The organism is Streptomyces asiaticus (assembly GCF_018138715.1).
Classification (GTDB): Bacteria; Actinomycetota; Actinomycetes; order Streptomycetales; family Streptomycetaceae; genus Streptomyces; species Streptomyces asiaticus.
Window position 1 is genome coordinate 1,068,544 of record NZ_JAGSHX010000006.1, and the last position, 25,112, is coordinate 1,093,655.

A 25,112-nucleotide genomic window follows, 5' to 3' on the forward strand; every position below is an offset into this window, starting at 1 on the left:
TGAGTGTTTGGTACGGCACGACGTACGGCGGTCAGCGCATCTGCGCCGTATCGCCCGTATCGCTGTCGGCCACGTGCGGAGCCGGAGCGCGGGACGGCTCGGTGGTGTCGTCCACTTCCCGCAGGAACAGGCCCGCCACCACCGAGACGGCCGACATCGCCGCCATGTACACCGCGATGCCCACCCATCCGCCGGTGGTGTGCAGCAGATACGTGGCGATGTCGGGAGCGAACGCGTTCCCGGCGATCAGCCCGACGGTGAAGCCGATCGACATGCCGGTGAACCTCAGCCGGGCCGGGAAGACCTGTGAGAAGTACGCCGGAACCACGCCGTAGTTGGCGGAGTAGCCGATGAACAGCAGCGTGAAGCCCAGCAGCATCAGCCCGTAATTCCGCGTCTGGAGCAGCGCGAGCCAGGCGAATGGCAGCACGATCAGCGAGGCCGCCCCGGCGATGAAGACGGTGCGGTTTCCGAACCGGTCCGCCAGTTTTCCGGCGAGTGGGACGCAGACGACGATGACGAGGGTGGCCGGCAGCAGCACGGCGATCATGGTGTCCTTGTCCAGGTGCAGCCCGGTGCGGGCGTACTCCAGGCTGTAGACGGTCGCCAGTGTGAAGGCCACCCCCGCGCTCAGGATCCCGGCGGCCATCAGCGCGACCCGACCGCCGCACTCGCGGAACACCTCGACCACGGGCAGCCGGTCCACCCCGTTCCGCGCCTTGACCGCCTCGAACTCGGGGCTCTCGTCCAGGCTGAGCCGCACGAACAGACCCACGCCGACGAGCACCGCGCTCAGCAGGAACGGACACCCCGAGGAAGACGAGGTTGGCCAGGAGCAGCCCGGCCGAGGTCCCGGTATTGAACAGCGAGCCCCGGAAGCCACGTTTCCCGCGCTCCGCGTGTTCGATGGTCATCAGCACCGCCCCGCCGTATTCGCCACCGACGGAGAACCCCTGGGCGAGCCTGGCGACCCGGCCGGGGCCATGAACATCGGTTGCTGTCATGAGGGTCCTTTGTCCGGAGGGACGGTCCATGGGGACGGGAGAGGGACGCGAGAGGGACGGGCGGGGCGACGCCTAGGGGTGTCCGGCGGTACGCGTACGCCTGCGGCGGGCTGTTCCCCTCCCCGCCCCTTCCCTCAACTGGGGCTCCGCCCCAGACCCCGGGGGTCCAGGAGACCCCGGGGGTCCAGGGGCGGAGCCCCTGCCACGCGGCGGAGCCGCATATCGAGGAAGGTCGGCAACAGGCCCCCGGGCCGAAGGATCCGGGGCTGGGAAAGCCGGATGGCGAGGCTCAGTCGCCGGTGCGCCGCAGTACGCCGTCGATGAGGCAGTCGAGCCCGAAGAGGAACTGTTCGTCGCTGGGCAGCGTGGTCATCTCCTCGGCGAGCTCCACCAGGTGGGGGAAGTCCTCGCGCGGCAGGGCCCCGTAGAAGTGCCTGCGCTGACGCCGCAGCTCCTCGGCCTCGGGGTGGTCGGCCTTCCCCCACGGGCGGGGCGCCTGATAGCTGGCGAAGCCCAGGCTGTACTGCACGATCAGGCCGTAGACACGCACCGCGTCCCGGTCCGCGAACCCCGCCTCGCGCAGCCTCCCGATGACCGCCTCGAACGCGCCCCGCATGGACCGCGGGCCGGTGCTCACCCGAGTGGCGAAGAGCCGCACGATGCTGGGGTGCTCCCGCATCATCTCGAGGAAGGCCAGCGCCAGGGCCCGTACGACCGCCTCGGGCGAGGTCTCCTCCGCGGTGGGCAGCCGGAAGTTCCCCATGACGTAGTCGGCGATCCCGTCGAGGATCTCCTCCTTGCCGCGGAAGTAGCTGTAGAGCGTCATCGCGCCCACGCCGAGGTCCGCGGCGAGCCGCCGGATCGTCAGGTCGTCGATGTCCTCCTCGTCGCAGATCCGGGTGGCCACCTCGATGATCCGCTCAGCGGTGAGCGCCCTGCCACGCGACCGCTGACCCGCCACTGGGACTCTCCTCTTCGCACACCACCGCGGACCGGCGACACCGACGCCGTCGGACACCACACCGTACAGGCGTCCCACCGATCGGGCGGCGATCAGGAGGTGTTGTCCGGGCGGGACGTGTTGTCCGGGCGGGCGGCGTCGAGCGCGATGTCCGTGATCATGTCTTCCTGGCCGCCGACCATCCCACGGCGGCCCACCTCGACCAGGATGGCGCGGGTGTCCAGGCCATGGCGGACCGCGGCGGCCTCGGCGTGGCGCAGGAAGCTGGAGTACACCCCCGCGTAGCCGAGGGTCAGGGTCTCCCGGTCGACGCGGACCTCGCGGTCCTGGAGGGGCCGTACGAGGTCGTCGGCGGCGTCCATCAGAGGGAACAGGTCGCAGCCGTGCTTCCAGCCCATCAGGTCGGCGACGGCGATGAACGCCTCCAGCGGGCAGTTGCCCGCCCCCGCGCCCTGGCCCGCGAGGGAGGCGTCGACGCGGGTGACGCCGTTCTCCACGGCCACCACGGTGTTGGCCACGCCGAGGGCGAGGTTGTGGTGGGCGTGGATGCCGAGTTCGGTGCCCGGGTCGAGCACATCGCGGTAGGCGTGGAAGCGGTCGCGGACACCGTCCATGGTGAGTCGGCCGCCGGAGTCGGTGACATACACACAGTGGGCGCCGTAGGACTCCATCAGCCGTGCCTGGCGGGCGAGTTCGGACGGTTCCGCCATGTGCGACATCATCAGGAACCCGGCCACGTCCATGCCCATCTCGCGGGCGGCGGAGATGTGCTGGGCGGAGATGTCGGCCTCGGTGCAGTGGGTGGCGACGCGCACGGAGCGGATGCCGAGGGCGTGCGCCTGCTTGAGGTCGTGCAACGTGCCGATGCCCGGCAGCAGCAGGGTGGTGGGGATCGCCGTGCCGGTGGCCCCGACGACGGCCTCGATCCAGTCCCAGTCGGTGTGGGCGCCGATTCCGTAGGTGACGCTGGAGCCGGACAGGCCGTCGCCGTGGGCGATCTCGATGGCGGCCACCCCGGCGGCGTCCAGCGCGGCGGCGATGGTGCGGGCCTGCTCGACGGTGTAGCGGTGGCGGATGGCGTGCATGCCGTCCCGCAGGGTCACGTCCTGGATGTACAGGGCGGGCGGGACGGGCGGGGTGTCGGCGGGCGGGGTGTCGGCGGTCGCGCCGGCGTCGGTCGTGGTCATCGTGCGGCCTCCTCGCCGGAGCGATGTGCGGCCAGGCGCTCCGCGGTGCGCAGCGCGGCCGAGGTCATGATGTCGAGGTTTCCGGCGTAGGCCGGGAGGTAGTGGGCGGCCCCCTCGACCTCGAGGAAGACCGAGACCTTCACCGCGTCGGTGTGCGCGGCCTCGGCGGGCAGCAGGGAGCGCATCGGATCGCCGGACCCCACCTGGTCGAACTGCACCTTCTGCTTGAGGCGATAGCCGGGCACATACGCCTGGACGCGGCCGACCATCTGCTCGACGGAGGCGGTGACCTCCTCGGTGGCGCAGCCCGAGACGAGACAGTGCACGGTGTCGCGCATGATCAGGGGCGGTTCGGCGGGGTTGAGGATGATGATGGCCTTGCCGCGGGCGGCGCCGCCGACGCGCTCGATGGCGGCGGCGGTGGTCTCGGTGAACTCGTCGATGTTCGCGCGGGTGCCGGGGCCCGCGGAGCGGGAGGAGATGGAGGCGACGATCTCCCCGTAGTGGACGGGGGTGACCGCGCCCACCGCGGCCACGATCGGGATCGTGGCCTGGCCACCGCAGGTGACCATGTTGACGTTGGGCGCGCCGAGGTGGGCGTCGCCGTTGACCGGCGGCACCACATAGGGGCCGATGGCGGCCGGGGTGAGGTCGACGAGGGTGCGGCCGAGGGGGCGCAGCACCTCCTCGTGGCGCTTGTGGGCACCGGCGGAGGTGGCGTCGAAGACGATGTCCACGTCGGCGAACTCGTCCATCGCCACCAGCCCGTCCACGCCCTCGTGGGTGGTGGCCACCTTCAGGCGGCGGGCGCGGGCCAGGCCGTCGGAGGCGGGGTCGATCCCGGCCATCGCGGTGATCTCCAGGGTGTCGGAGAGCCGCAGTACCTTGATCAGGAGGTCGGTGCCGATGTTGCCGGAGCCGATGATCGCCACTTTGGTGCGGGTGCTGGTCTCGCTGCTCACCGGTGGTCTCCTTCCGCGGCGAACCCGACTCCTACCGTGCCCAGGAGCGAGATACGGGCGTGGAACGCATCGCCCGGGACGGCCGGGACCATCGGTCCCAGGGCTCCGGTCAGGACGAGGTCGCCCGCGCGCAGCGGGTCGCCCCGCTCGGCGAGGACCGAGGCCAGCCAGACGGCCGCGTTGAGGGGGCCGCCGAGGCAGTCGGCGCCGGTCCCTTCGGAGACCACCTCGTCGTTGCGCGTCATGGTCATCTGCACGGAGCGCAGGTTGAGCTCGGACAGTGGCACCGGGGAGGCGCCGAGGACGTACAGCCCGCAGGAGGCGTTGTCGGCGACGGTGTCCACGATGGAGATGTCCCAGCCCCGCACCCGGCTGTCGACGATCTCCAGCGCGGGCAGCGCGAAGTCGGTGGCGCGCAGCAGATCCACGACGGTGCAGTGGCGGTGTGGCAGGTCACCACCGAGCACGAGCGCCACCTCGGCCTCCACCTTGGGCTGGAGCAGCCGCCCGGTGGGCACCTCGCCGCCCTCCGGCACGGCCGCGTCCGCGAAGAGCGCGCCGAAGTCCGGCTGGTCCACGCCGAGTTGACGCTGTACGGCAGGAGACGTCAGGCCGATCTTCCGGCCGACGATCCGGCGGCCGGTGGCCTGTTCGCGTCGTAGGTTGAGCCGCTGCACCTCGTAGGCGGCCTCGATGTCGCCGTCGTCCAGGAGCGTGCGCACCGGCGCGCAGGCGATCCCGTCGCGGGCGGCGCCCGCGAGCGCGTCGGCGGCCTTGACCACGGCCCCGGGGAGGAAGTCCGTCGGGACGTGGTCGGGAACATTCGGCACGGGCTACCTCCTGGAGAAGAACATGGGGCCGGGGCCCGGCGCCCCCGATGTGGCCTCCGGTATAGACGCGCCGCCCGCCACGGGCCAACTTTCGTTCCGTCACACGGAACGGGGCGCGCGGCGACGTGCCGGGCGAGGTGACACTGACCTCGCGCACCCGTGTCCGTCCAGCGTTCCGTACCGCCTGACGGAACGCTCCGGGCGATGGCCCTTCCCCCGGCGAACGTCTCTTGACGGCACCCAAGGAGTTCCGTACAAAGTACGACCAGAAGTGCGGGCTCGCCGCCCCGCCACGTCAGGAGAGTGCGCATGCTGACCGCCCACTACACCGCCAGCCGGTTCGGCCAGCTGCACTACGTCGAGTGCGGCGAGGGCGAGCCGGTGCTGCTGCTCCACCAGACCCCGCGGTCCTGGGCCGAGTACCGCGATGTGCTTCCGCTGCTCGGCGCCACACACCGGGCGATCGCGATGGACACCGTGGGCTACGGGGCGTCGGCGAAACCCGCGGACGACCAGAGCGTCGAGATGTTCGCCGACGGGGTCGAGGACCTGGTCGACGGGCTCGGGCTCGATACGTTCCACCTGGTCGGACACCACACCGGCGGAGTGATCGCGGTGGAGGTGGCGGCCCGCCTGGGCTCCCGGGTGCGGAGCCTGACGCTCTCCGCGACCCCGTTCATCACCCCGGAGAAGCGCGCCCGCGCGGTGTGGAAACGCCCGGTCGACTGGGTGCCGCCGAAGCCGGACGGCTCCCACCTCCTGGAGCTGTGGAACCGGCGCAGACACTTCTACGAGCCGGGGCAGGAGGCCGCGCTCAACCGCTTCATGGCCGACGCCCTGCGGGTGCTGGACCGGGTGGAGGACGGCCATATCGCCATCCGGCTGTTCGCGATGGACGAGCGGCTGCCACGGATCGTCGCCCCGGCCACGGTCATCTGCGGACAGGACGACGACCCGTCGATGCCCAGCTTCGAGCCGATGGTGCGGGCGCTGTCGGCGAAGGGGCACATCGTGCCCGGGGCCGGTGTGCCGTTCCCCGAACAGCGGCCGGAGGAGTTCGCCCGGCTCGTACGGGAAGCCGCCGCCTCCGCCGAGCCGGCGGGCGGCTGAGAACGGCGTGGTGTCAGGGCCCTCCGGGCCCGGGGAACAGCGAGCGGTAGAAGGGCGTCGCGCGGAAGCCGTCCCCGTGGTGGGTCGAGCTCCAGCTCAGCGGCACCACCGGGCCGCCGGCCCGGTGCAGCTCGCCGGTGAGCGCGTAGTCGGGGTGAACGCCGTCGTCGCTCAGCGTGGTGGTGAAGTCGAACTCGAACCGGTCGCCCGGCCGCACCGGCAGGCCCTCCACGGACAGCGGGGCGTAGACCGGGGTCCAACTGCTCGGCTGCACCAGCGAGTCGATGGGCTCATCGCCCTCGGCCACCCACAGCCGCATGGCCAGTGCGAGCCCGGAGAAGTTGCCCTCTCGCGTGAACATCAGCTCGGCGGCGTCGATGCCCTCCGGGTCCAGATCGCCGTTGAACTCCAGCGGCTCCACCTCGACCGGGTCCGACAGATACGACCGGTCCCGCACCGCCGGGCTGTCCTGCAACCCCTCGAGTACCACCCGCAGATCAAAGGGGCGGCCCACCGAGGCGAACACCTCCTCCACATAACGGAAGACGAACGGCGGAAAGCCGAGCGGCCTGCCACCGTTCGCGCTGCCCAGATCCAGCGCGACGGCCGTGGTGACGCTCCGGTGCGGGATGAACACCCCGCCGGGCTTCACCAGCCGCTTCCGCGCGTCCCGTAACACTGAGCCCGCGCCCTCGGAGCCGCCGAGCGTGCCGATGATCTCCGAGACACACACATCGACAGGCTCGGGCAGCTCGATCTCGGTGGACAGCCCCTCGATCACCGTGATCCGGTCGGCGAAGCCCGCCTCCTCGATGGTCTCCCGGGCGATCTGCGCCGACTTGGGGATGACCTCCACCGCCCACACATGCCGCGCCCCGGCACGGGCGGCGGCCAGCGCCCACACCGCGTCCTTCCCCGTGCCGATGTCGAGCACCGTCCGGCCCGGGGCGTAGCGCCGGACGGCCTCGACGTACCGGTTCATCCGGCGCTCGTCCTTGATCATCGCTTCGTACACGACGTCGTCGTACACCGGGTACTCGCCGATCGAGGCGAACAGCCACACCGGGTTCGACTCCGGATCGCATGCCCGCACCGGCACCTCGCGCCCCGGCGCGGCTAACTCCGCGATGAAGGAATACCGCATTTTTCAACCTTTCCTGGGGGGGGTTCAAGACCAGCATGCAGGCCGGAAAACCCGGAATTCCCTAGGAATGGAATGCACCATGAACGAACAAAGTCCGAACATAGCCTGGTTAAAGCGATGTAAAAGCGCTGGGGTGCGAACCGAACAAACGCTCAACGTCAGGCCGCCCGGGCGGCGCGCGACAGGTCTGTGGAACGGATACGGGCGGGAAATTGGCATGTTCGCGATGATTCAAGGGTTGCTTCGGGAAGTGAATTCGGCTTAATTTCGCGGATGAGCCGCCGGATCCGGCCCCGGGCCGTCCGAAAACAGCCGTCACCAATAGTCAGGCTGGTTATCCCTGATTATTGACGCGACAGGCTTATCACGCGAAACGGCGGAACGGGCGGCCGCCCGTTCCGCCCTCAACGGATCAGGTGCCGTTCATCTGGCCGCTCCCGCGTGGTCACAGGTCTTGACCACAGTGCGGGCCGGGGTCACCGATTCCTCACATGATGCGCGGGAGAGCGAATGGACGCGGCGGAGCGCAACCACCTGGGCAGACGGGCACTTTTGCGGGCCACCGCCGTGATACCGGCCGCGGGGACGGTGGCCGTCGCGTCGGGGGCGACAGCCGGCTACGCCGCCACCCGAAGGCGGACGGCCACCATGCGGAGGGCCACCACTACGACTCCGTGTCACCGCGCTTCAGCCTCGCGATCCTGCCGGACACGCAGTACCTCTTCGACGCCGACAGCTCCGACCCGGAACCGCTCCGGGCGACCTTCCGGTACCTGGTGTCCCAGCGCGAGGACGCCAACATCGCCTTCATGGCGCACCTGGGCGATGTCACGGAGCACGGCTCGAGGGAGGAGATCTCGCTGGCCGCGACGGTGTTCGGGACCATCCACGGCAAGGTCCCCTACAGCGTGCTCGCCGGCAACCACGACATCGACTCCGGCACCGACGACCAGCGCGGCGACAGCGCCTACCTCGACGCCTTCGGCCCGCGGCGGTTCTCGTCCATGCCCACCTTCGGCGGCGCCTCGGCCGACGGCTACAACAGCTACCACGTGCTGCGCGCGGGCGGCCGGGCGTGGCTGGTCCTCGCGCTCGACTGGCGGGTCTCCGCCTCCGGGCTGGATTGGGCGCGGAAGGTGCTCCACGCGCACCCCAGCCTGCCCGCGATCCTCACCACCCACGATCTGGCCTGGGCCGACGACGACGGCGCCGCACAGCTCTCGGACAACGGCCGCCGGCTGTGGGACGGCCTCATCCGCGGCAACGACCAGATCTTCCTCGCGCTGGGCGGACACTACTGGCCCCCGGGGCGCACCGTCCTGACCAACGACGCGGGCCATGACGTCCACATCCACATCACCAACTACCAGGACCGGTACTACGGCGGCGCCGGGATGATCCGCCTTTACGCCCTCGACCTCGTCCGCAACGTGATCGACGTCGAGACCTTCTCGCCCTGGTTCCTCAGCCGCGATCCGGAGAAGCGCACACCTCTGGAGGCGGAGACCATCGAACTGACCGGGCCCGCCGACCGGTTCAGCCTGAGCATCGACTTCGAGCGCCGCTTCTCCGGCTTCGCGCCGGTCGTGCCGCGTAAGCCGCGCCCGGCGTCCGCGGTGATGCCGCGCGGCACCGTCGCGTACTGGCGCTTCGACGCTTCGGGAACCACCTCCCGTGGGACGGGGGCGGACACACCCGTCGGTACGGACACGGTGATCCGCGATCTGTCCGGCCATGGCAACGACCTCCGGGTGACGCGGCTCCACGACAGCGCGCCCGAGATCCTGACGTGGTCCGGTGAGCACCACGGCGACCAGCCGGCCCATGCCAGTCTGCGCTTCGACGGCGGCAAGGCCCCCGACCGCGGCGCGGTCCTGACCACCTCCGCCACGGCGCCGCTGAACTCCGAGAAGTTCACCGGTGGTTACACCATCGAGACGTTTATCAAGCTCCCGGACCCCTTCGAGGGTGACCACGCCTGGATGGGCATCCTCAGCTGGGAGGGGCGCAACGGCGACGCGGGCAAGACCACCGGCTGGTCGCCCGACGAGCCGACGTGCAGCCTCAATGTGACCCCCGAACGCTTCCTCCAGTTCGTGGTCTATCCGCAGGTGCAGGACGCCGATCCCACTTCCTGGAGCCACGCGCTGCCGGTGGGCCGGTGGACCCATGTCGCGGTCGTCAACGACGGCCACCACACGGTGGTGTACGTCGACGGCTCGAAGATCGCCCGCAATCCGAGCCAGCCGTCGACGGGGATCGCCACCCTCGGCAAGCCCTTCGTGATCGGTGCCACGCAGTTCGAGGAGAGGTTCGGGCAGGGCTTCTACGGCTGGATCGGCGACACCCGCATCGTCAAACGAGCCCTGCGGCCACGGGACTTCATGGCCTCCCCCGCCTAAGCGCTCCGCTGGAAGTGTCGCGATGCGTCGTCGGTCGACTGCGGCGCCGTCGTGGCTGGTCGCGCCCGCGCGGCGGAGCCGCACATCGACACAGCCCCGCGCCCCTTCGGGGCGCTGCCCGGACCGTAGCGGACTTCCTCCGACCTGCTCAGTGTCTTCCGGAGACACGTGCCCTACACCGACGACGTGAGTCGGTCACGGAGTTCGTCGGCGGCCGGGTGGCCGATCTCCTCGGCGATCTCAAGAGCCTGTCGCCAGGCCTGCCGGGCAGCTTCATGATCACCCGCGGCGAGATGGGTGTCGCCCAGATGGTTCAGTATCTCCGTCTCGTTGAACCGGTCGCCGACCCCTCGGACAAGGTCGAGGGCCCGCTCGTAGCAGCCGGTGGCATCCGCGTACCGAGCGAGGTGGTGATGTGCGTAGCCGAGGCTGTCCCACGCCCCGGCCTCCGCGTGCCGGTCGTCGATTTCCCTGTTGAGGGCCACCGCCTGCGCACAGTAATCGAGTGTCCGCTGGTACTGACCGAGCATGGCGTGCAGCCACCCGGCGTTGTTCAGCGCCATGGCCTGTCCGCCCCGATGCCCGATCCGCCGGTACAGACTCAGCGCCCGTTCGTTGTGGTCCAGCGCCTCCCGGGGCCGCCCTTGCCGGTCGCACACCCACCCCAGACCCCGGTAGGTGTGCGCCTGCCTGACCCGGTCGCCCAGGTGGTCGTAGAGTTCCAGGGCCCGGTCGAAGTGGCTGTGGCCCTCGTCGAGGCGACCCATCTGGGTGTACGCCATGCCGAGGCTGCGATGTGCGCCGGCCTCCCATGACCGCTCACCCAGCCGTCGCGCCGCCTCGAGCGCGGTACGTTGGCTGGCCGCCCAGTCGTGCCAGTGCCCCCGATAGTCGAAGAATGTCTCGAGGGCCCAGGCCAGCTGCCAGGCGTGCGCGTCGAGGCCCAGACCGGCCGCCAGATCAACGGCCGCGTACAGCATCCGGTGCTCAGCGGTGAACCAGTCCAGGGCCGCACCGTGGTCCGCCATCTCCTCCGGGACGACCCCCGGCTGGGCGGCGGCCAGGGGGATCTGGTCCCGGTGTGCGTCCAGCAGCCCTGCCGCGGCATGGGCGGTGTGGAGGTAGAAGTCAACGAGCCGGTGCAGTGCGGCTTCGCTGACGGAGACCGGTTGACCGTGGCCCTGTTCGGTGGCGTAGAGGCGGATGAGGTCGTGCATGCGGTGGCGGCCTGGGGTGTGTTCCTGGGTCAGGTGGGCGGCCCGCAGTTTGCGCAGGAGGACGCGCACCCGTGCCACGGGGAGTCCGGTGAGGCTCGCGGTGGCGGGCACGCTGATGTCGGGGCCCGGCGCGAGGCCGATCAGCCGAAACGCCTGTGCGGTATCGGGGTCGAGTGCGTGGTAGGAGGATGCGAACACGGCGCGCAGGTCTGCGGCCATGTCGCCGGTGTCCAGGGCGTCGAGTCGGGTGGCGGCTTCCTGGACTTCCTCGGCCAGGGCCGACAGCGGCAGCTCCGGGCTGGCCGCCGCGCGGGCGGCCAGGATGCTGATGGCCAGGGGCAGGCCCGCGCAGTACGTCAAGAGCGTGGCCACGGCCTCGGGTTCGGCGGCCGTCCTGCGATGGCCGAGATGGCGGATGAGTAACTGGTGTGCCTCGGTGTCCGGGAGTACGTCGAGGTCGAGGGGGCGGGCTCCATGGCTGACGGTCAAGCCGGTCAACTGACGGCGGCTGGTGATGAGCACGGTGCAGGTGGGGCTGCCAGGAAGCAGGGGCAGCAGCTGGGTGGTGTCGCAGGCGTTGTCGAGCACGATGAGCAGGCGCTTGTCCGACGTCAGGCTCCGGTAGAGCCCGGTCTGCCCGTCGAGCTCCGCGGGAATCTCCGCGGGATCGACGCCGAGGGCGTCGAGGAAACCGCGGACCGCCACCGCCGGCGGGACCGGCTCGCCGGAGGGGTCGAAGCCGCGCAGGTTGATGTAGAGCTGCCCGTCGGGGAAGTGTTCCAGACGGTTGTGGGCCCAGTGAAGGACGAGCCAGCTCTTGCCGACGCCGCCGACGCCACCGATCGCGGACACCATCACCGTGCCACCGGGAGCGGTTTGGGAGTCCAGTAGGTGGTCCAGGGTGGCGAGTTCGGGGTTCCGTCCGATGAACACCGGTGGCGGCGCGGGCAGTTGCCGTGGCACGGGTACCGGGCGACGGCCAGAACCGCCTGTGGAGGGGGTCGCCGGGGCGGCAAGCGCGGGATCGGCGGTGAGAATCCGCTGGTGGAGTTCTTGCAGCGCCGGACTCGGGTCGGTGCCCAGTTCCTCTGCGAGTCGACATCGGATTTCCTGGTAGTGGTGCAGGGCCTGGGCAGGGCGGCCGCTGCGATACAGGGCCACCATGAATTGTCCGGCCAGACGCTCGTCCAGCGGATGTGCCTCCGAGCGGGTGGACAGTTCGGCCAGCAGTCCGGTGTGGCGGCCCATGCGGAGCCGGATGTCGGTGTGGTCCAGCTCCGCGGCGGTCCGTTCCCGCTCCAGGGCCTCGCGAAGAGTGGTGAACCACGGGGTGTCCAGGGCGGCGAAGGCCCTTCCCCGCCATAACCCCAGCGCCCGGGCGAACAGCTCCGCGGCACGCTCGTCGTCGTCGGCAGCGCGGGCCTGCCCGACCAGCTGACGGAAGCGGTGCAGATCCACCGCCGTCTCCTCGACCGAGAGGACGTAACCGCCGGATCGCCGGCCGATGGTCACCTGCTCGGCGGCGGGAGCCAGTGCCTGGCGGAGACGGGAAATATAGCTGTACAGCGTCCCCTGAACGCGTCGCGGAGGACGCTCTCCCCACACCCGGTCGACGAGCTGGTCAACGGCCACCACGTGATTCGCCTCGACCAATAGTGCGACGAGTACGCACTGCTGCCGGGCATGTCCCAGGTTCACCTCTGAGCCGTCGACACGTACTTCGACACTGCCCAATAAGCCGAATGACACCATCGATTCTTCCCCCCGTTGTCGCATCCCCTGCAACCTTCATAACCGCTGTGACCGGACGATTCAAGGTTCGTCCAAGGTCTGTCCACGTCCTCCCGAGCACATTGGTTGCCGCGGCGGTCAAGAAGATCGACCACCGCATGGTGAATCAACGCAAAGGAGAGCGTCCGTGAACACGGAAAAGCTGGAGTACGAGCCGCCCGTGCTGGCCGAGGTCGGCGACTTCGCCGAGCTGACCCGGATCACCTGCTGCGGCAGGTGGATCGACAACATCTGGGTCTCCGCCTGGTTCGACTTCTAAACCGCCTGGTCCGCGCGACGGCCGGCCTCACGGCCCGGGTGAAGGGCGCATTCCGCGTCCGTCACCCGGGCCCTTCCGGACCGGCTGCGGCCATCAATCCGAGGAGCTGATTCTTCATGGTCACAGAGCAGTTGGGATACGAGCCTCCGATGCTGGTCGAGGTCGGCGACTTCGCCGACCTCACCCGTTTCGGCTGCTGCGGCAGGTGGCTCGACAACCCGTTCGGCTACGGGTGGTTCGACTTCTAAACCCTCGGCCCCGACCATTCCCAGGCGAAATGGCGGACCCAGGAATGATCCTGGGTCCGCTCGACAGGGAGATCGACATGGAATTTCTGATCCTTCCGGATCACCCGGCGAGTGAGGGAATCACGGCGCTATTGCCGGACGCAGCGCGCTCACGAATGATTCCGCATAGCTCCGGTCGCCCGTTGATCGTGGGCCGTTGGGCCGACAACGAGGTTGTGGCCGCCTCCGTCGGGAAGAACTCCGCGGCACTTCTGGGAACCACCACGGTGACCTCCGCCGCATTGGCCGCTCGACTCCGCACCGTCCGCACGGTCCACGATCTGGACACGCTGGCCCGCTCGCTGCCGGGCTGCTTCCACCTGGTCGCGTCGATCGGCGGGCGAGTGCGAGCCCAAGGCACCGTCTCGACCGCGTGCCAGCTCTTCTATGGCCGCGTCGATGGCGTGACCGTGGCAGCCGACCGGCCGCAGACCATAGCGTCGATGACGGGTGCCGGCGTCGACGAAGAACTGCTCGCGTTGCAGTTGCTCACCCCCTTCGGCCCGCCCTGGCCGCTGAACATGACGAGCGTGTGGCGGGGAGTGCGGACCCTGCTCCCGGGCCACTACCTGGACATCCGCGCTGACGGAACCGAGCGCACCACCCGCTACTGGACACCGCCCGACCCCGAACTCCCGCTGGAACCAGGTGTCGCCGCGCTGAGCGAGGCGCTGGAGACGGCCGTCGCGGCACGTACGTCACGGGGCGCCACCATCAGCGCCGACCTCTCCGGCGGCAAGGACTCGACGAGCCTGTGCTTTCTCGCGGCCCGGCATGACACGCGGCTGGTGACCGTCCACGCCCAGTCCTCGGACCCCGCGAACGAGGACAGGGTCTGGGCCGCCCGGTGCGCGGACCGGCTGCCCCACGCCCGGCACTTGGTGGTCCCCATGAAGGCCACGCCCGGGATCTACGCGGAAGTGGCGAACGGCGACACGGCCCAGCCCAGCGATACGCCACTGTCCTTCACCCGCCGGCCGATGATGGAACACCTCGCGCGCCTTGTCGCCGACCACGGCTCCGCCATACATCTGCAGGGCATCGGCTCGGACGAGCTGTTCATCCCCAGTGCGCTGTCACTGCACGCACTCGCTCGCAGCAGCCCGCTCAGCGCGATTCGTCCGGCTCGGGCGATGAAGTCGATGCGCCGCTGGTCGTGGGCGAGCACGCTACGCGTCCTCCTGTACAACCAGTCCTATCCACGGTGGATGGCCTCGGCGGCCGAGGGCATCACCGCCGAACGCGCCTGGGGCACCGCCGTCGACTGGGAGATCGCACCGAAGATGCCGCCCTGGGCCACCCCGGATGCCATCGACGCGGTACGCCGCCGGATCCGCAAGGCCGCATCGCAGAACCCCGAACCGCTGGCCCCGCTGCCCGTACACCACGAAATGCTGCGATTGACCCAGGTCAACGGCACAGCCGTGCGGACGAGCTCGCGGATCGGCGCCGGATTCGGCGTCTCCTTCCAGGCCCCCTTCATCGACGACCGGGTGCTCGAGGCGGCGATGTCCATCAGGCTGGCCGACCGTATGGCGCCCGGCCAGGTCAAACCGGTCCTCGCCGCGGCGATGCGCGGCATCGCACCCGATGACCTCCTCGCCCGGCAGAGCAAGGCCGACGCCAGCCCCGAGCTGTACATCGGGCTGCGCCGCCACCGGCGCCGTCTCACGGAACTGTTCGAGGACTCGCGGCTCGCACGGCTGGGGCTGGTGGACGCCGACGGCATCCGCACAGTCCTGAACAGCCTGCACATCGACACCAGGCCGCTCATGCCCTTCGAGCTGACGCTCGCGGGCGAACTGTGGCTCCGCGCGCTGCCGACCCATGCGAGGTCTGCCGGAACTCCCACTCCCCAACCCGTCCGAGGAGCATCGTGACCTTCTCCCTCGCCTCCCATGTGACCAGCACCGAAACGGACACCGGTATGGTGCTGCTCGACGAGCGCACCGGCCGGTACTGGCAGCTCAACGACACCGGCGCGCTGGTGCTCCGCTGCCTCCTCGCGGGCGGCACCGTCGCGTCCGCCGCCTCGGCCCTGCGCGAGCGCTTCTCCGGAGCGCCCGAAGCGGCGACGGCCGACGTCGAGAAACTGGTCGATGCCCTTCGGGCCGCGAAGATGGTGGCCTCATGAGCGTGCGAGCCCTGAGCCTTGAGACTCCCACCACTCCGCCGTGGCATCTGCGTCCGGCCGCGCTGACCGCGGTGGGGATCGCCCGGTTGCTCACCTATCTGCCGCCGCAGCGCCTGCGCAAGGTACTGGAATGCGCGCGGCGCGGGTCCCGGCCCGCGACGGAGACCCAGACCCTGCGAGCCCGCAACGCGGTGGTGGCGGTCAGCGTGCCGTGCGCCGGTCCCCGGTGCCTGCAACGTTCCATCGCCACCGCGCTGCTGTGCCGGATGACCGGCACCTGGCCGGACTGGTGCACCGGCGTACGCACGCAGCCCTTCCAAGCCCACGCCTGGGTTGAGGTCGACGGCAAGCCCATCGGCGAGAACATCGATGAAATCCGTTACTTCCATGTGCTCATGACGGTACGGAGCCGTCGGTGAACGGCGATGGCGGCGCCGGTACGGCCGTTCTGGCCCGAGGGCTCGGCAAGAGCTACGGCGCCGTTCCGGCCGTGCGCGACCTCGACCTGACCGTCTCCTCCGGCGAGATCTTCGGCTTCCTCGGACCCAACGGCGCGGGCAAGAGCACCTCCATCGGCATGCTGAGCACGCTTCTGCGCCCCACCGCGGGCCGGGCGGAAGTGGCGGGCCACGACATCCGTCACGAGCCCGATGAGGTGCGCCGCCGCATCGGGCTCGTCTTCCAGGAGACGACCCTCGACGTGGATCTGACCGCCGGGCAGAACCTGCGGTTCCACGCGGACCTCTACGGCCTCCCCCGGCGCGAGGGGCGCGATCGCGCCCTCACCATGCTGGATCTGATGGGCCTGGCCGAGCGCCACTCCGATCCGGTCCGCACCTTCTCCGGCGGTATGCGCCGACGGCTGGAGATCGCCCGAGGGCTGATGCACACCCCGCGTGTGCTGTTCCTGGACGAGCCCACGACGGGACTCGACCCGCAGACCCGAGCCGTGATCTGGGAACACCTCCACCAGTTGCGGGAGGAGCAGGGCATCACCGTCTTCCTGAGCACACACCACCTCGAGGAGGCCGAGCACTGCGACCGCATCGTCATCATCGACGGCGGACACCTGGTGGCCGAGGGAACACCGTCCGCCCTGAAGGCCGTCGTCGGCGCCGACCTGGTAGTGCTGCGCACCGGCGACGACGACACGGCCGTACGGACCATCCGCGAGCGCTTCGGGCTGGAGGCGACTCCCGAGCCCCGGGGGATCGGCCTGCGAGTGTCGGACGCGCCGGGCTTCGTGCCCCGGCTGTGCGCCGAACTCACGGTTCCGGTCCACTCGGTGACCGTGACGCCGCCAACCCTGGACGACGTCTTTCTGCACTACACCGGCCGCACCATCCGGGAAGTCGACGCCGGCGGCCGCGGAACGAAGGGATAGACCGTGGCCTCCACCGAAGCACCCTCCACAACCACGCCGACGGCGCTCCTGCCCACAGCCTCCTGGAGCGGCGGCACCCACGTCCGGAATCTGCGCACGGTCCGGGTCATGTGGCAGCGCGAACTCATCCGGCTCTCCCGAAGCCCCGTCGGCCTCCTCATGAGCCTGCTCACGCCTCTGATGTTCTTGATGGTCCTGGGGACCGGACTGAACTCCGCCATGCGCGACGCGGGCAACGACGCCGACTTTCGCTCCTATTTCCTGCCCGGCATGCTCCTCATGGTCGTCCAGGCACCCGCGGTCAACACAGGCGTATCGATCGTATGGGACCGCCGGGCCGGTTTCCTCCGCGAGATGCTTGTCGCCCCGGTGCGCCGCAGCGCGTTGATCGCCGGTATCTGCCTGGGCGGCGCGACCGCCGCCACCGCATACGGCGCGCTGGTGCTCGCCATCGCCGGGGTGCTCGGCGTCACCTACGACCCGCTTCTGTTCGCACCGGTGTTGATGGAATTGCTGGTGACCACGCTGGCACTCACCGCGCTGGGGGCACTGGCCGCCGTGAGCATCACACGCATAGAAACCTTCCAGGCCGTGGTCGGCATCTCGATGATGCCTCTCCTCTTCCTGTCCGGAGCGCTCTTCCCCGTCAGCGGGCTCCCCGGATGGCTGAACGGCGCGGTATTGGCGAACCCCCTGACCTACGCCGTCGATGCGATGCGCCGCACGCTGTCCGACGCCGGCACCGGCGGCGGGCCGCACTGGTGGGGCTGGCAGCCACCCATCGCGGTGGAGATGGCGTTCGTCGGCGCACTGGCGCTGATTGCCCTGGCCACCGCGGCACGGCGCTTCTCCAGGATCGACTAGTTTCCCTCCGCTCGGCGTCTTCTCGATCAAAGGGGGTAGGTGGCGATCGTCCCGCCCACTGCGTCACCTCCCCCTATGACCAGGAGAGACACGTGCCCAGAACGCTTGTCACGGGTATCGCCGCCACCGCCGTCGCCACCGTCCTGCTCACCGGCTCCGGGGCCGTGAGCGCCACCGCCACGGCCACCGCGCCACGCGAGCCGCACGCCACCGATGTCCATCGGGTCCACATCCAGGACGACTTCGACTCGCTCGGCCCCGAGGTCCGGGCGCTGAAACTGGACTCGGGGCGCACCGCCCACTACATCGACGACGGCCCCCGGGACGGCAAGCCGGTGCTCTACATCGGCGGCACCGGCACCAGCGCGCGGGTGGCGCATATGACGGACTTCCTGCGCTCCACCCGGGAGTCCCTGGGCCTGCGGCTGATATCGGTCGAGCGCAACGGCTTCGGGGACACCGAGTTCGACAAGAGCCTGGGGAAGGCCGACTTCGCGAAGGACGCACTCCAGGTGCTGGACCGTATCGGGGTGCGCAAGGCGAGTGTGATCGCCATCTCGGGCGGCGGTCCGTACGCCGCCGAGCTGGCGTCGCTGGCCCCGGACCGCATTCAGTCACTGCACCTGGCCGCCGCCCTGCCGCCGTACGGTGCGCTACGTCCGTACTGCTCGATGTCCGACGAGGAGCTGGGCAAGTCCCTGGAGAAGCAGATCGCCGATCCCCGGGTCTGGTGGGCGCTCCCGGACGACAGCCCGACCAAGCGCATCCCCGGCTTCGCCGACACCGCCTTCGAGGACGGCGCCCGCACCTACAACCAACGCGGCCAGAAGGCCGACCCCGCAGCTCAGGTGCATGAGCAGAAGCTCTACTGCCAGCGGCCCGGCCCCGATCTGTCAAAGCTGAAGGCCCCCGTCACCATTTACAGCGGGAAGAAGGACACGACCGTGCCGCCCAGCACGATCGACACCTGGAAGCAGCACCTGCCCGGCAATCCGGCCGTGCGCAGCTATGCCGACACGGGACACGATGTGCAGTACCGCCACTGGGACCAGATCCTCGTCGACCTCGCCGGGCACACGGACCGCACGGTCATCTGCTACCGGGGCCACAGCTCCATGCCACCGGCCCGGATCGCCGACCCGCTGGTCGCCAAGAGGCAGGCCACCCTCGGCAGCTGCGCCTGGCAGAAGCCCGCCGCGGACAGTCCCGTCGGCTGACCCGGGACCGCGCCGGCTCCACCACATCGTGGCGCCACCGCCGAGCCAGTTGTCATCGGTGCCGGTCCAGGCGCTGTGCCCGGTGGTGCCCAGGAGCCAGCCTCCGGGCCGCAGCCAGGTGGCGATCCTGGCGAGGAGCGGAGGCTGTTCGTCCAGGGGGATGTGGATCAGAGCGTAGAGGGAGACCACAGCGTCGAAGGCGGCGGCCGGGAACTCCAGGGCCGTGGCGTCGGCCTGGCGGAACTCGGCCTCCGGTACGAACTCCCGCGCCCGGCGGATCTGCTCCCCGCTGATGTCGACACCGGTCACCCGGTGCCCTGCGGCGCTGAGCACGCGGGCGACCGGGAGGCCGGAGCCGCATCCCAGGTCCAGCACGGTGGCGGTGGCCGGGATGCGCTGTTGGAGGGTGTCGAGCCAGGGCCGGTACTTGGTTTCGGTGGCGTAGGACTCCTCGTAGTGGCGGGCGAGCGCGTCGTACCCGCGTCTGACCACATCCTTGGGATCGTCGATGTCCACGGCCGGGCACGGTAGTTGGGGGCGGATGCGTTCCGCGAACGGTTTTCGTGCGTCGGTGCGGCGCCGTTCGCGCCTTCGGCGCCTTTGAGCATGGGTCCGGGGGTGCCCTGGCCGGGCTCCGCCGCCGACCACCGGGCCGGCGGGGGCGAGGCCCGGTGGCGGCCCCCGCCGGCCCATGCTGAGGACCGGGCCGGACTGCGGCGGGGGTGGGGGTACCCCTGGAAAACGTTTGACAAATTAGTTGCGCCAGATCAAGCATTTCCGAGGGGGTGCCCCGGGAGAGGCTGCCCCACCGGCCCGGCGGACGGCGACGACGCCGCGCCCCCACCCCCGCCGCCGCTGCTCACCTGCGCCGAAGGCGCGAGACGATGCCCGCGCCTGGTCGCCCGTCCCCAGCGCCGTCAGACCCTGCGCACTGCGGCGACGAACTCCGCCCAGGCCCCGGCCGGAACGACCAGGGCGGGACCGTCCTTGTCCTTGGAGTCGCGGATGCCGACCTGGGCGGTGTGGGGCAGGTGCGCGATCTCGACGCACGCGGTCCCGTTGTTCTCGCTGTAGGACGACTTGAACCAGGCGCCTTCGGGGGCGACATCAGAAGCTATGCGGTGTGTCATGTCAGATCTCCCGTACTAGTCGTTGCAGGAAAGCGGGTGTCTCGCCAGGCGCGAGAGCGCCTGCCCGCAGGGCCTCGAACCTGCGGGAGAAAGTCCAGATGGTGGTGTCCTTGTCGCTGATCTCCGACCCGTCGGCGGCGTCGCTTTGCACCACCGTCGGAAGCGGGCTGCCGAACTCCAGCAGGGTGAAGTTGGCACCTGTCCTGTAGGTGGCCGTGGCCATCGGGAGAATCTGGACGGTCACGTTGTCGAGTTGCGCGAAAGCAAGAAGCGCCTCGTACTGCTCACGCATCACTTCCGGGCCGCCCACCACCCGTCGCAGTGTCGCTTCCTCCTGGATGACCCAAAGCTCCACAGGGCTGTCTCTGCGCGTCAGAGCCTTCTTGCGCTCCATGCGAATCTGAATGTGGCGCTCGACGAACTCCGTCGTCGTCTCCTCAACCGGCTTGGCGGTCTGGAACATCTCCCGGGCGTATCGCTCGGTCTGCAACAACCCGAGGACCACATTCGGCTGCCAAGCCCGGATGCTCCGAGCACCGCTTTCCAGCCCGATGTACATCCCCATGCCGGACGGCAGCACGCTGCGATAGAGCGACCACCAACCCCGGTTGAGTGAGTCCCGGTGGATCTCGACCAGGAAATCCACGTCATCCTCATCCTCGACTCCGTAGCGGTCCAGCAGAGTTCGCAGCTCCACAGTGGTCTTGAGGCCGGTCAGCCCGTTCTCCACGCGATGGAGCTTCGAGGGGGAGAACGTCAACCCGTCCACCGCCTCCGCCAGGGTGAATCCGGCCTTGTCCCTCAACCGCTTGAGCTCCCAGCCGAGTTGCATGCGACGGACCGTGGGTCCTGTTGGTGCTGCCACGAGTATGCCTCCCGGTGGGTTGAGCCTGCCATGCCGTGGTGCGAGTTCCGAGTCTGGCACCGGAAACCCGCTTTGTTCTGACAACAGCCCACTCGGTCACATATGCCATCTCAAGCGAGAAATTCAATCGCTCTTGCACAGCAACTCTTTCGACCGTGAAGCTGTTTCCGCCACCGCCTCATCACTCGCGGTAGCCGAACCTCGGAACGCCATGGAGCCCTCATGCCTTCATCACGCCCCCGTCTGCTGCCCTGGCCCGGACTGAACGGGCAGCCCTGCTACCTGGTCACCGACGACACCGGCACCAGCCACCTCTCCCGACTGGCCGACGAGATGGAGGCCGTACAGCTACGGACCGGGGCCGAGCTTCTCGGGCATGCGCGCCCGCTGCTCCAGGACCGCAAGGCTGACGTCGGTGAGCTGCGGTTTGCGGGGCATCGGCTCGCCGAGGCGCTGCATGACGCGCTGCGGGTGGCGGAGAGTCGGGGGCGGCGGCTGGAGGACCGGGAAGAGACCGCACCCGAGCGGAGTTAGTAGAAGCATGAACAACAGCGTGGACGTCGTGGTCATCGGTGCCGGGCAGGCGGGGTTGTCCGGGGCCTATCACCTGAGGCGCGCCGGGTACGAGCCCGGCACCGGCTTCGTGGTGCTCGACCACGCGCCCGCGCCCGGCGGGGCGTGGCAGTTCCGGTGGCCGTCGCTGACGTACGGCAAGGTGCACGGGATGTACGACCTGCCCGGCATGCGGCTGACCAGCGATGAAGCGGATCCCGAGCGGCCCTCGGCCGAGGTGATCCCGGCGTACTTCACACGCTACGAGCGCGCCTTCGATCTGCGGGTGGTCCGCCCCGTGCACGTCGACGCCGTACGGGACGGGGACGACGGCCGGCTGCTGGTCGAGACCTCGGCCGGGACCTGGGCCGCGCGGGCGCTGATCAACGCGACCGGGACCTGGGACCGGCCGTTCTGGCCCCGTTACCCCGGGCAGGAGACCTTCCGGGGGCGGCAGTTGCACACCGCGCAGTACCCGGGGCCCGAGGCGTTCGCCGGACAGCGGGTGATCGTCGTCGGGGGCGGCGCCTCCGGGGTGCAGCATCTGCTGGAGATCGCGGAGGTGGCGGCGGAGACGACCTGGGTGACCCGGCGCCCGCCGGTGTTCCGCGAGGGGCCGTTCGGCGAGGTGCAGGGGCGGGCGGCGGTGGCGCTGGTCGAGGAGCGGGTACGGCGGGGGCTGCCACCCCAGAGCGTGGTGTCCGTGACCGGGCTGCCCCTGACGGAGCCGATGCTGCGCGCCCGGGAGAACGGCGTCCTCGACCGGCTGCCGATGTTCGAGCGGATCACCCCGGACGGGGTGGCCTGGGCGGATGGGCGCCATGTCGAGGCGGACACGATCCTCTGGGCCACCGGCTTCCGCGCCGCGATCGACCATCTCGCCCCGCTGCGGCTGCGTGAGCGGGGTGGCGGGATCGCCGTGGAGGGGACCCGGGCGGTCCGTGACCCACGGGTGCATCTGGTCGGCTACGGGCCCTCGGCCAGTACGGTCGGCGCCAACCGGGCGGGCCGGGCGGCCGTACGGGAGATCCAGGAGCTGCTGGGTGCCCCTGACGACAGCCAGTGGTCACCGGAGAAGGTCGCTGTCGGGCGTTGACCGGGTGCGGGGCGGGCCGGTGCTGCCCCGGACCACGAGGGTGGGGTCGAGGACGATGTCCCGGTCGGCGGTGCGCCCCTCGTCGAGTCGTTCGGCTGCTGCCCGGACGGCGACTTCGGCCGCCTCGGCGGCGTCCTGGCGCACCGAGGTGAGGTCGATGAAGGACAGCCGGGCGAGTTGGCTGTCGTCGTAGCCCACGACGGACACGTCATCGGGGACGCTGACGCCCGCGCGCAGGAGCGTGCCGAGCAGACCGTGCGCACAGCGGTCGTTCCCCGCGATGACGGCCGTGGGCAGCTCGGGCCGCGCGAGCAGGTCCCGGGCCACCCGGGCGCCGGATTCCTCGGTGTAGTCACCGGGATGGACCTGGATGTGCTCTGCGAGCCCGTGGTGACGCATGGCGGCGCGGTATCCGCGTCGTCTCTCCTCGGCGGCGGGCATGGCGCCGCCGTCGATGTGCGCGATGGCGCGGTGCCCTTGTGCGACGAGGTGGTCGACGGCCTGGTGCATCCCGTTCCGCTCGGCGGTCCGGACGACGTCCGTACCGGCGGCTCGCGTCCGCGGGTTGATCTCCACGATGGAGGGCCGGCCGACGTCCGTGGCCGGCTGGTGCCGCTCGAACGTCGTGCCGATGGTGATGATGGCTTCACAGCGCAGTCCGAGCAGTTCGTCCATCGCCTGACGCTCGTCGCGGGTTTCGACCATGGCGTTGAGCACGAGGGTGTAGCCGTGCTTCCGGGCGGCGGGGTACAGGGCCTCGACGATGCCCACGTCGTGCGGCTGGCGCATGGTGAACAGCACGCCCAACTGGCGGCTCCGCGTGCGGCGCAGAAGCTGGGCGGCGGTGTCGGGGCGGTAGCCCAGTTCCTCGGCCGCCTGGAACACCCGTCGGCGCGTATCGGCGCTCGCACCGGGCTGGTTGCGGAACACCAGTGACACCAGGGCCTGTGAGACACCGACGCGCGCGGCGACGTCGGACATGGTCGGGCGCTTGGGGCGCCCCGCCGGGGTTACCCGCCCGTCCGAGGGGCCGGTGCTCCCTGGATCCCCCATCCCTGCCTCCTCGCGCTTCATGTCTTGACATGCATCACACGCCGCCCTCATAGTACGTGGCACTTGTACGTACTAGTTGTACTGACAAACGGACAAAGTCTCTCCGCAGCCGCACGATCGTGGCTGGCTGGGCGGCCACTCACCCGACATCGGGAAACAACCGCACGTGTCGGGGCGCCACCACACCTCCGCTGCCTCCACGAGGAGCCAACGACGATGAACACCCGACTCGGCCCCGAGCACTCGGGCATCGCAGCCCAAGAACCCGAACTACCGCCGGACACCAAAGGCCCCCATGCACGACGTCTCGGACTGGTCGCCGTCATCGTGACCTTCGGCGGGCTGCTGTTCGGCTACGACACCGGCGTCATCAACGGTGCCCTCGATCCCCTCACCGCCGACCTCGGTCTGACCGCCCTCACCGAGGGCATCGTCGTCAGCATCCTCATCTTCGGTGCCGCCTTCGGCGCCATGATCGGCGGAGCGCTGTCCGACCGGCACGGCCGCCGCCACAACATCCTGCTGTTGGCCCTGGTGTTCACGATCGGCACCCTGGGCTGCGTCCTGTCACCGAGCTGGCAGGTGCTCGCCCTCTTCCGCTTCATCCTCGGCCTGGCCGTGGGCGGGGCCTCGGCGACGGTTCCGGTCTACCTGGCCGAGATCGCCCCGGCCGAGCGCCGCGGTTCCATCGTCACCCGCAACGAGGTGATGATCGTGACCGGCCAGTTCGCCGCGTTCGTCATCAACGCGATCATCTTCAACCTATGGGGAGAGGTCGACGGAATCTGGCGGCTCATGCTCCTTGTCGCCGTCCTTCCGGCGATCGGGCTGTTCATCGGCATGCTGCGGCTGCCGGAGAGCCCGCGCTGGCTGGTCTCCCAGGGCCGTGACGAAGAGGCGCTCGCGGTGCTGTCCCAGGTCCGCACCGCCGAGCGGGCCCAGGCCGAGATGGCCGAGGTCCATCGCCTCGCCGAGGAGGAGCGGGTCGCCAAGACCGCGGGCAGGGTGGATCTCGGGGTGCGATGGGTGCGTGTGCTCATCCTGATCGGGGCGGGTCTCGGATTCTGCCAGCAGTTCACCGGCATCAACTCCGTCATGTACTACGGTACGCAGCTGCTCGGCGACGCCGGGTTCTCGGGCGACTCCGCCATCATCGCGAACACCCTCAACGGCGCCTTCAGCGTCATCGGCATCACGGTGGGCCTGTTGGTCATCAACAAGCTCAGCCGACGCACCATGCTGCTCGGTGGGTTCGCCCTGACCACGACATTCCACCTGCTCGTCGGTCTCTCCGCGCTGCTGATGCCCGAGGGCGGCGCCAAGGCGTGGCTCATTCTCGTGTTCGTCGTGCTCTTCGTCTTCTCCATGCAGGCCACCATCGGTCCGCTGGTCTGGCTCATCCTCTCCGAGATGTTCCCCCTGAAGATCCGCAGCCTGGCCATCGGTATCAGCATCTTCGTGCTGTGGATGGCGAACGCCCTGGTCGCCCTCGGCTTCCCGCCCGTCGTGGCGGCCATGGGCATCTCGAACACCTTCTTCGCCTTCGCGGCCTTCGGTGTGCTGGCCATCGTCTTCATCGCGACCTGCGTCCCCGAGACCAAGGACCGCTCACTGGAAGAGCTGGAGGACGACTTCCGTGCCCGCTACTCCTGACCCGATCCGC

The 25,112-nt window shown here is 69.8% G+C and carries 23 protein-coding genes and 2 pseudogenes; 13 read left to right on the top strand and 12 right to left on the bottom strand.

Annotated elements, in window-relative coordinates; translation table 11 throughout:
• Positions 1-31 precede the first annotated feature (31 nt).
• The 6 genes and pseudogenes from KHP12_RS50950 to KHP12_RS12115 all read right to left on the bottom strand — a co-directional run bounded on the left by KHP12_RS50950 (position 32) and on the right by KHP12_RS12115 (position 4,944).
• Positions 32-787 (bottom strand): MFS transporter, encoded by a 756-nt coding sequence (locus KHP12_RS50950; protein ID WP_308016755.1) that lies wholly within the window; start codon positions 785-787, stop codon positions 32-34.
• Between the two features lie 76 nt (positions 788-863).
• Positions 864-1,034: pseudogene (locus KHP12_RS52880) on the bottom strand (hypothetical protein); the annotation flags it as partial.
• Between the two features lie 259 nt (positions 1,035-1,293).
• Positions 1,294-1,965, bottom strand: a complete 672-nt coding sequence (locus KHP12_RS12100) for a TetR/AcrR family transcriptional regulator (RefSeq protein ID WP_086886055.1) — start codon at positions 1,963-1,965, stop codon at positions 1,294-1,296.
• 92 nt (positions 1,966-2,057) lie between these two features.
• Positions 2,058-3,152, bottom strand: coding sequence for a 4-hydroxy-2-oxovalerate aldolase (gene dmpG, locus KHP12_RS12105; protein WP_210610237.1), 1,095 nt, complete (start codon positions 3,150-3,152; stop codon positions 2,058-2,060).
• A complete protein-coding gene (locus tag KHP12_RS12110; protein ID WP_037962670.1) occupies positions 3,149-4,114 on the bottom strand; it encodes an acetaldehyde dehydrogenase (acetylating) in 966 nt (321 codons plus the stop codon). Before KHP12_RS12110 ends, dmpG begins: the two co-directional genes overlap by 4 nt.
• Positions 4,111-4,944, bottom strand: a complete 834-nt coding sequence (locus KHP12_RS12115; RefSeq protein WP_208652840.1) for a 2-keto-4-pentenoate hydratase — start codon at positions 4,942-4,944, stop codon at positions 4,111-4,113. The genes KHP12_RS12110 and KHP12_RS12115 overlap by 4 nt, the downstream gene beginning before the upstream one ends.
• A 309-nt stretch (positions 4,945-5,253) precedes the next feature.
• Here KHP12_RS12115 and KHP12_RS12120 point away from each other — a divergent pair, with 309 nt between their 5' ends.
• Positions 5,254-6,054, top strand: a complete 801-nt coding sequence (locus KHP12_RS12120) for an alpha/beta fold hydrolase (protein ID WP_086879801.1) — start codon at positions 5,254-5,256, stop codon at positions 6,052-6,054.
• A gap of 13 nt (positions 6,055-6,067) precedes the next feature.
• Here the strand turns inward: KHP12_RS12120 and KHP12_RS12125 are convergent, their stop codons facing one another.
• Positions 6,068-7,198: a 50S ribosomal protein L11 methyltransferase gene (locus KHP12_RS12125; protein ID WP_086879802.1), complete on the bottom strand. Its 1,131-nt coding sequence runs from the start codon at positions 7,196-7,198 to the stop codon at positions 6,068-6,070.
• A 674-nt stretch (positions 7,199-7,872) separates the two neighbouring features.
• On the opposite strand from KHP12_RS12125, the gene KHP12_RS12130 reads away from it, so the two are divergent.
• A complete protein-coding gene (locus KHP12_RS12130) occupies positions 7,873-9,600 on the top strand; it encodes a LamG-like jellyroll fold domain-containing protein (RefSeq protein ID WP_308016757.1) in 1,728 nt (575 codons plus the stop codon).
• A gap of 173 nt (positions 9,601-9,773) precedes the next feature.
• Here the strand turns inward: KHP12_RS12130 and KHP12_RS12135 are convergent, their stop codons facing one another.
• Entirely contained in the window at positions 9,774-12,515 is a 2,742-nt protein-coding gene (locus tag KHP12_RS12135) for an AfsR/SARP family transcriptional regulator (RefSeq protein WP_086879813.1), read from the bottom strand.
• Positions 12,516-12,735: 220 nt separating this feature from the next.
• Here KHP12_RS12135 and KHP12_RS12140 point away from each other — a divergent pair, with 220 nt between their 5' ends.
• From KHP12_RS12140 to KHP12_RS12175, 8 genes are all read left to right on the top strand, one after another.
• On the top strand, positions 12,736-12,867 hold the full coding sequence (locus tag KHP12_RS12140) for a lasso RiPP family leader peptide-containing protein (RefSeq protein WP_107471661.1): 132 nt from the start codon (positions 12,736-12,738) through the stop codon (positions 12,865-12,867).
• 116 nt (positions 12,868-12,983) lie between these two features.
• On the top strand, positions 12,984-13,115 hold the full coding sequence (locus KHP12_RS12145; RefSeq protein ID WP_107471662.1) for a lasso RiPP family leader peptide-containing protein: 132 nt from the start codon (positions 12,984-12,986) through the stop codon (positions 13,113-13,115).
• 188 nt (positions 13,116-13,303) lie between these two features.
• Positions 13,304-15,034 carry an asparagine synthase-related protein gene (locus KHP12_RS12150; protein WP_244202523.1) on the top strand — a complete coding sequence of 577 codons (1,731 nt, stop codon included), beginning with the start codon at positions 13,304-13,306 and terminating at the stop codon, positions 15,032-15,034.
• Entirely contained in the window at positions 15,031-15,288 is a 258-nt protein-coding gene (locus tag KHP12_RS12155) for a lasso peptide biosynthesis PqqD family chaperone (RefSeq protein WP_086879804.1), read from the top strand. The genes KHP12_RS12150 and KHP12_RS12155 overlap by 4 nt, the downstream gene beginning before the upstream one ends.
• Positions 15,285-15,707: a lasso peptide biosynthesis B2 protein gene (locus tag KHP12_RS12160; protein ID WP_211832936.1), complete on the top strand. Its 423-nt coding sequence runs from the start codon at positions 15,285-15,287 to the stop codon at positions 15,705-15,707. Before KHP12_RS12155 ends, KHP12_RS12160 begins: the two co-directional genes overlap by 4 nt.
• Positions 15,704-16,672, top strand: coding sequence for an ABC transporter ATP-binding protein (locus KHP12_RS12165; protein WP_086879806.1), 969 nt, complete (start codon positions 15,704-15,706; stop codon positions 16,670-16,672). The genes KHP12_RS12160 and KHP12_RS12165 overlap by 4 nt, the downstream gene beginning before the upstream one ends.
• A 3-nt stretch (positions 16,673-16,675) precedes the next feature.
• Entirely contained in the window at positions 16,676-17,536 is an 861-nt protein-coding gene (locus KHP12_RS12170; protein ID WP_086879807.1) for an ABC transporter permease, read from the top strand.
• Positions 17,537-17,628: 92 nt separating this feature from the next.
• Positions 17,629-18,753: an alpha/beta fold hydrolase gene (locus KHP12_RS12175; protein ID WP_086879808.1), complete on the top strand. Its 1,125-nt coding sequence runs from the start codon at positions 17,629-17,631 to the stop codon at positions 18,751-18,753.
• Between the two features lie 132 nt (positions 18,754-18,885).
• Here the strand turns inward: KHP12_RS12175 and KHP12_RS12180 are convergent.
• The 3 genes and pseudogenes from KHP12_RS12180 to KHP12_RS12190 form a co-directional block, all read right to left on the bottom strand.
• Positions 18,886-19,446: pseudogene (locus KHP12_RS12180) on the bottom strand (class I SAM-dependent methyltransferase); the annotation flags it as partial.
• Positions 19,447-19,670: 224 nt separating this feature from the next.
• Positions 19,671-19,883 carry a DUF397 domain-containing protein gene (locus tag KHP12_RS12185; RefSeq protein ID WP_086885401.1) on the bottom strand — a complete coding sequence of 71 codons (213 nt, stop codon included), beginning with the start codon at positions 19,881-19,883 and terminating at the stop codon, positions 19,671-19,673.
• Position 19,884: 1 nt separating this feature from the next.
• Positions 19,885-20,715, bottom strand: coding sequence for a helix-turn-helix domain-containing protein (locus tag KHP12_RS12190; protein ID WP_244203332.1), 831 nt, complete (start codon positions 20,713-20,715; stop codon positions 19,885-19,887).
• Positions 20,716-20,970: 255 nt separating this feature from the next.
• Here KHP12_RS12190 and KHP12_RS12195 point away from each other — a divergent pair, with 255 nt between their 5' ends.
• Together KHP12_RS12195 and KHP12_RS12200 are read left to right on the top strand one after the other, a co-directional pair.
• A complete protein-coding gene (locus KHP12_RS12195; protein ID WP_086885403.1) occupies positions 20,971-21,282 on the top strand; it encodes a hypothetical protein in 312 nt (103 codons plus the stop codon).
• 7 nt (positions 21,283-21,289) lie between these two features.
• A complete protein-coding gene (locus KHP12_RS12200) occupies positions 21,290-22,396 on the top strand; it encodes an NAD(P)-binding domain-containing protein (RefSeq protein ID WP_086885404.1) in 1,107 nt (368 codons plus the stop codon).
• Here KHP12_RS12200 and KHP12_RS12205 read toward each other — a convergent pair.
• Entirely contained in the window at positions 22,367-23,449 is a 1,083-nt protein-coding gene (locus KHP12_RS12205; protein ID WP_308016759.1) for a LacI family DNA-binding transcriptional regulator, read from the bottom strand. The two genes, KHP12_RS12200 and KHP12_RS12205, sit on opposite strands and share 30 nt — an antisense overlap.
• 63 nt (positions 23,450-23,512) lie before the next feature.
• On the opposite strand from KHP12_RS12205, the gene KHP12_RS12210 reads away from it, so the two are divergent.
• Positions 23,513-25,102 (top strand): sugar porter family MFS transporter, encoded by a 1,590-nt coding sequence (locus KHP12_RS12210; RefSeq protein ID WP_276328676.1) that lies wholly within the window; start codon positions 23,513-23,515, stop codon positions 25,100-25,102.
• The last annotated feature ends 10 nt before the right edge of the window (positions 25,103-25,112 follow it).

Coding starts and splice junctions, on each gene's coding strand:
- dmpG (WP_210610237.1), bottom strand. CDS start 3,152: ATGACCACGACCGACGCCGGCGCGACCGCCGACACCCCGCCCGCCGAC.
- KHP12_RS12120 (WP_086879801.1), top strand. CDS start 5,254: ATGCTGACCGCCCACTACACCGCCAGCCGGTTCGGCCAGCTGCACTAC.
- KHP12_RS12125 (WP_086879802.1), bottom strand. CDS start 7,198: ATGCGGTATTCCTTCATCGCGGAGTTAGCCGCGCCGGGGCGCGAGGTG.
- KHP12_RS12145 (WP_107471662.1), top strand. CDS start 12,984: ATGGTCACAGAGCAGTTGGGATACGAGCCTCCGATGCTGGTCGAGGTC.
- KHP12_RS12160 (WP_211832936.1), top strand. CDS start 15,285: ATGAGCGTGCGAGCCCTGAGCCTTGAGACTCCCACCACTCCGCCGTGG.
- KHP12_RS12185 (WP_086885401.1), bottom strand. CDS start 19,883: ATGACACACCGCATAGCTTCTGATGTCGCCCCCGAAGGCGCCTGGTTC.
- KHP12_RS12190 (WP_244203332.1), bottom strand. CDS start 20,715: ATGCAACTCGGCTGGGAGCTCAAGCGGTTGAGGGACAAGGCCGGATTC.
- KHP12_RS12195 (WP_086885403.1), top strand. CDS start 20,971: ATGCCTTCATCACGCCCCCGTCTGCTGCCCTGGCCCGGACTGAACGGG.
- KHP12_RS12200 (WP_086885404.1), top strand. CDS start 21,290: ATGAACAACAGCGTGGACGTCGTGGTCATCGGTGCCGGGCAGGCGGGG.
- KHP12_RS12205 (WP_308016759.1), bottom strand. CDS start 23,449: ATGGGGGATCCAGGGAGCACCGGCCCCTCGGACGGGCGGGTAACCCCG.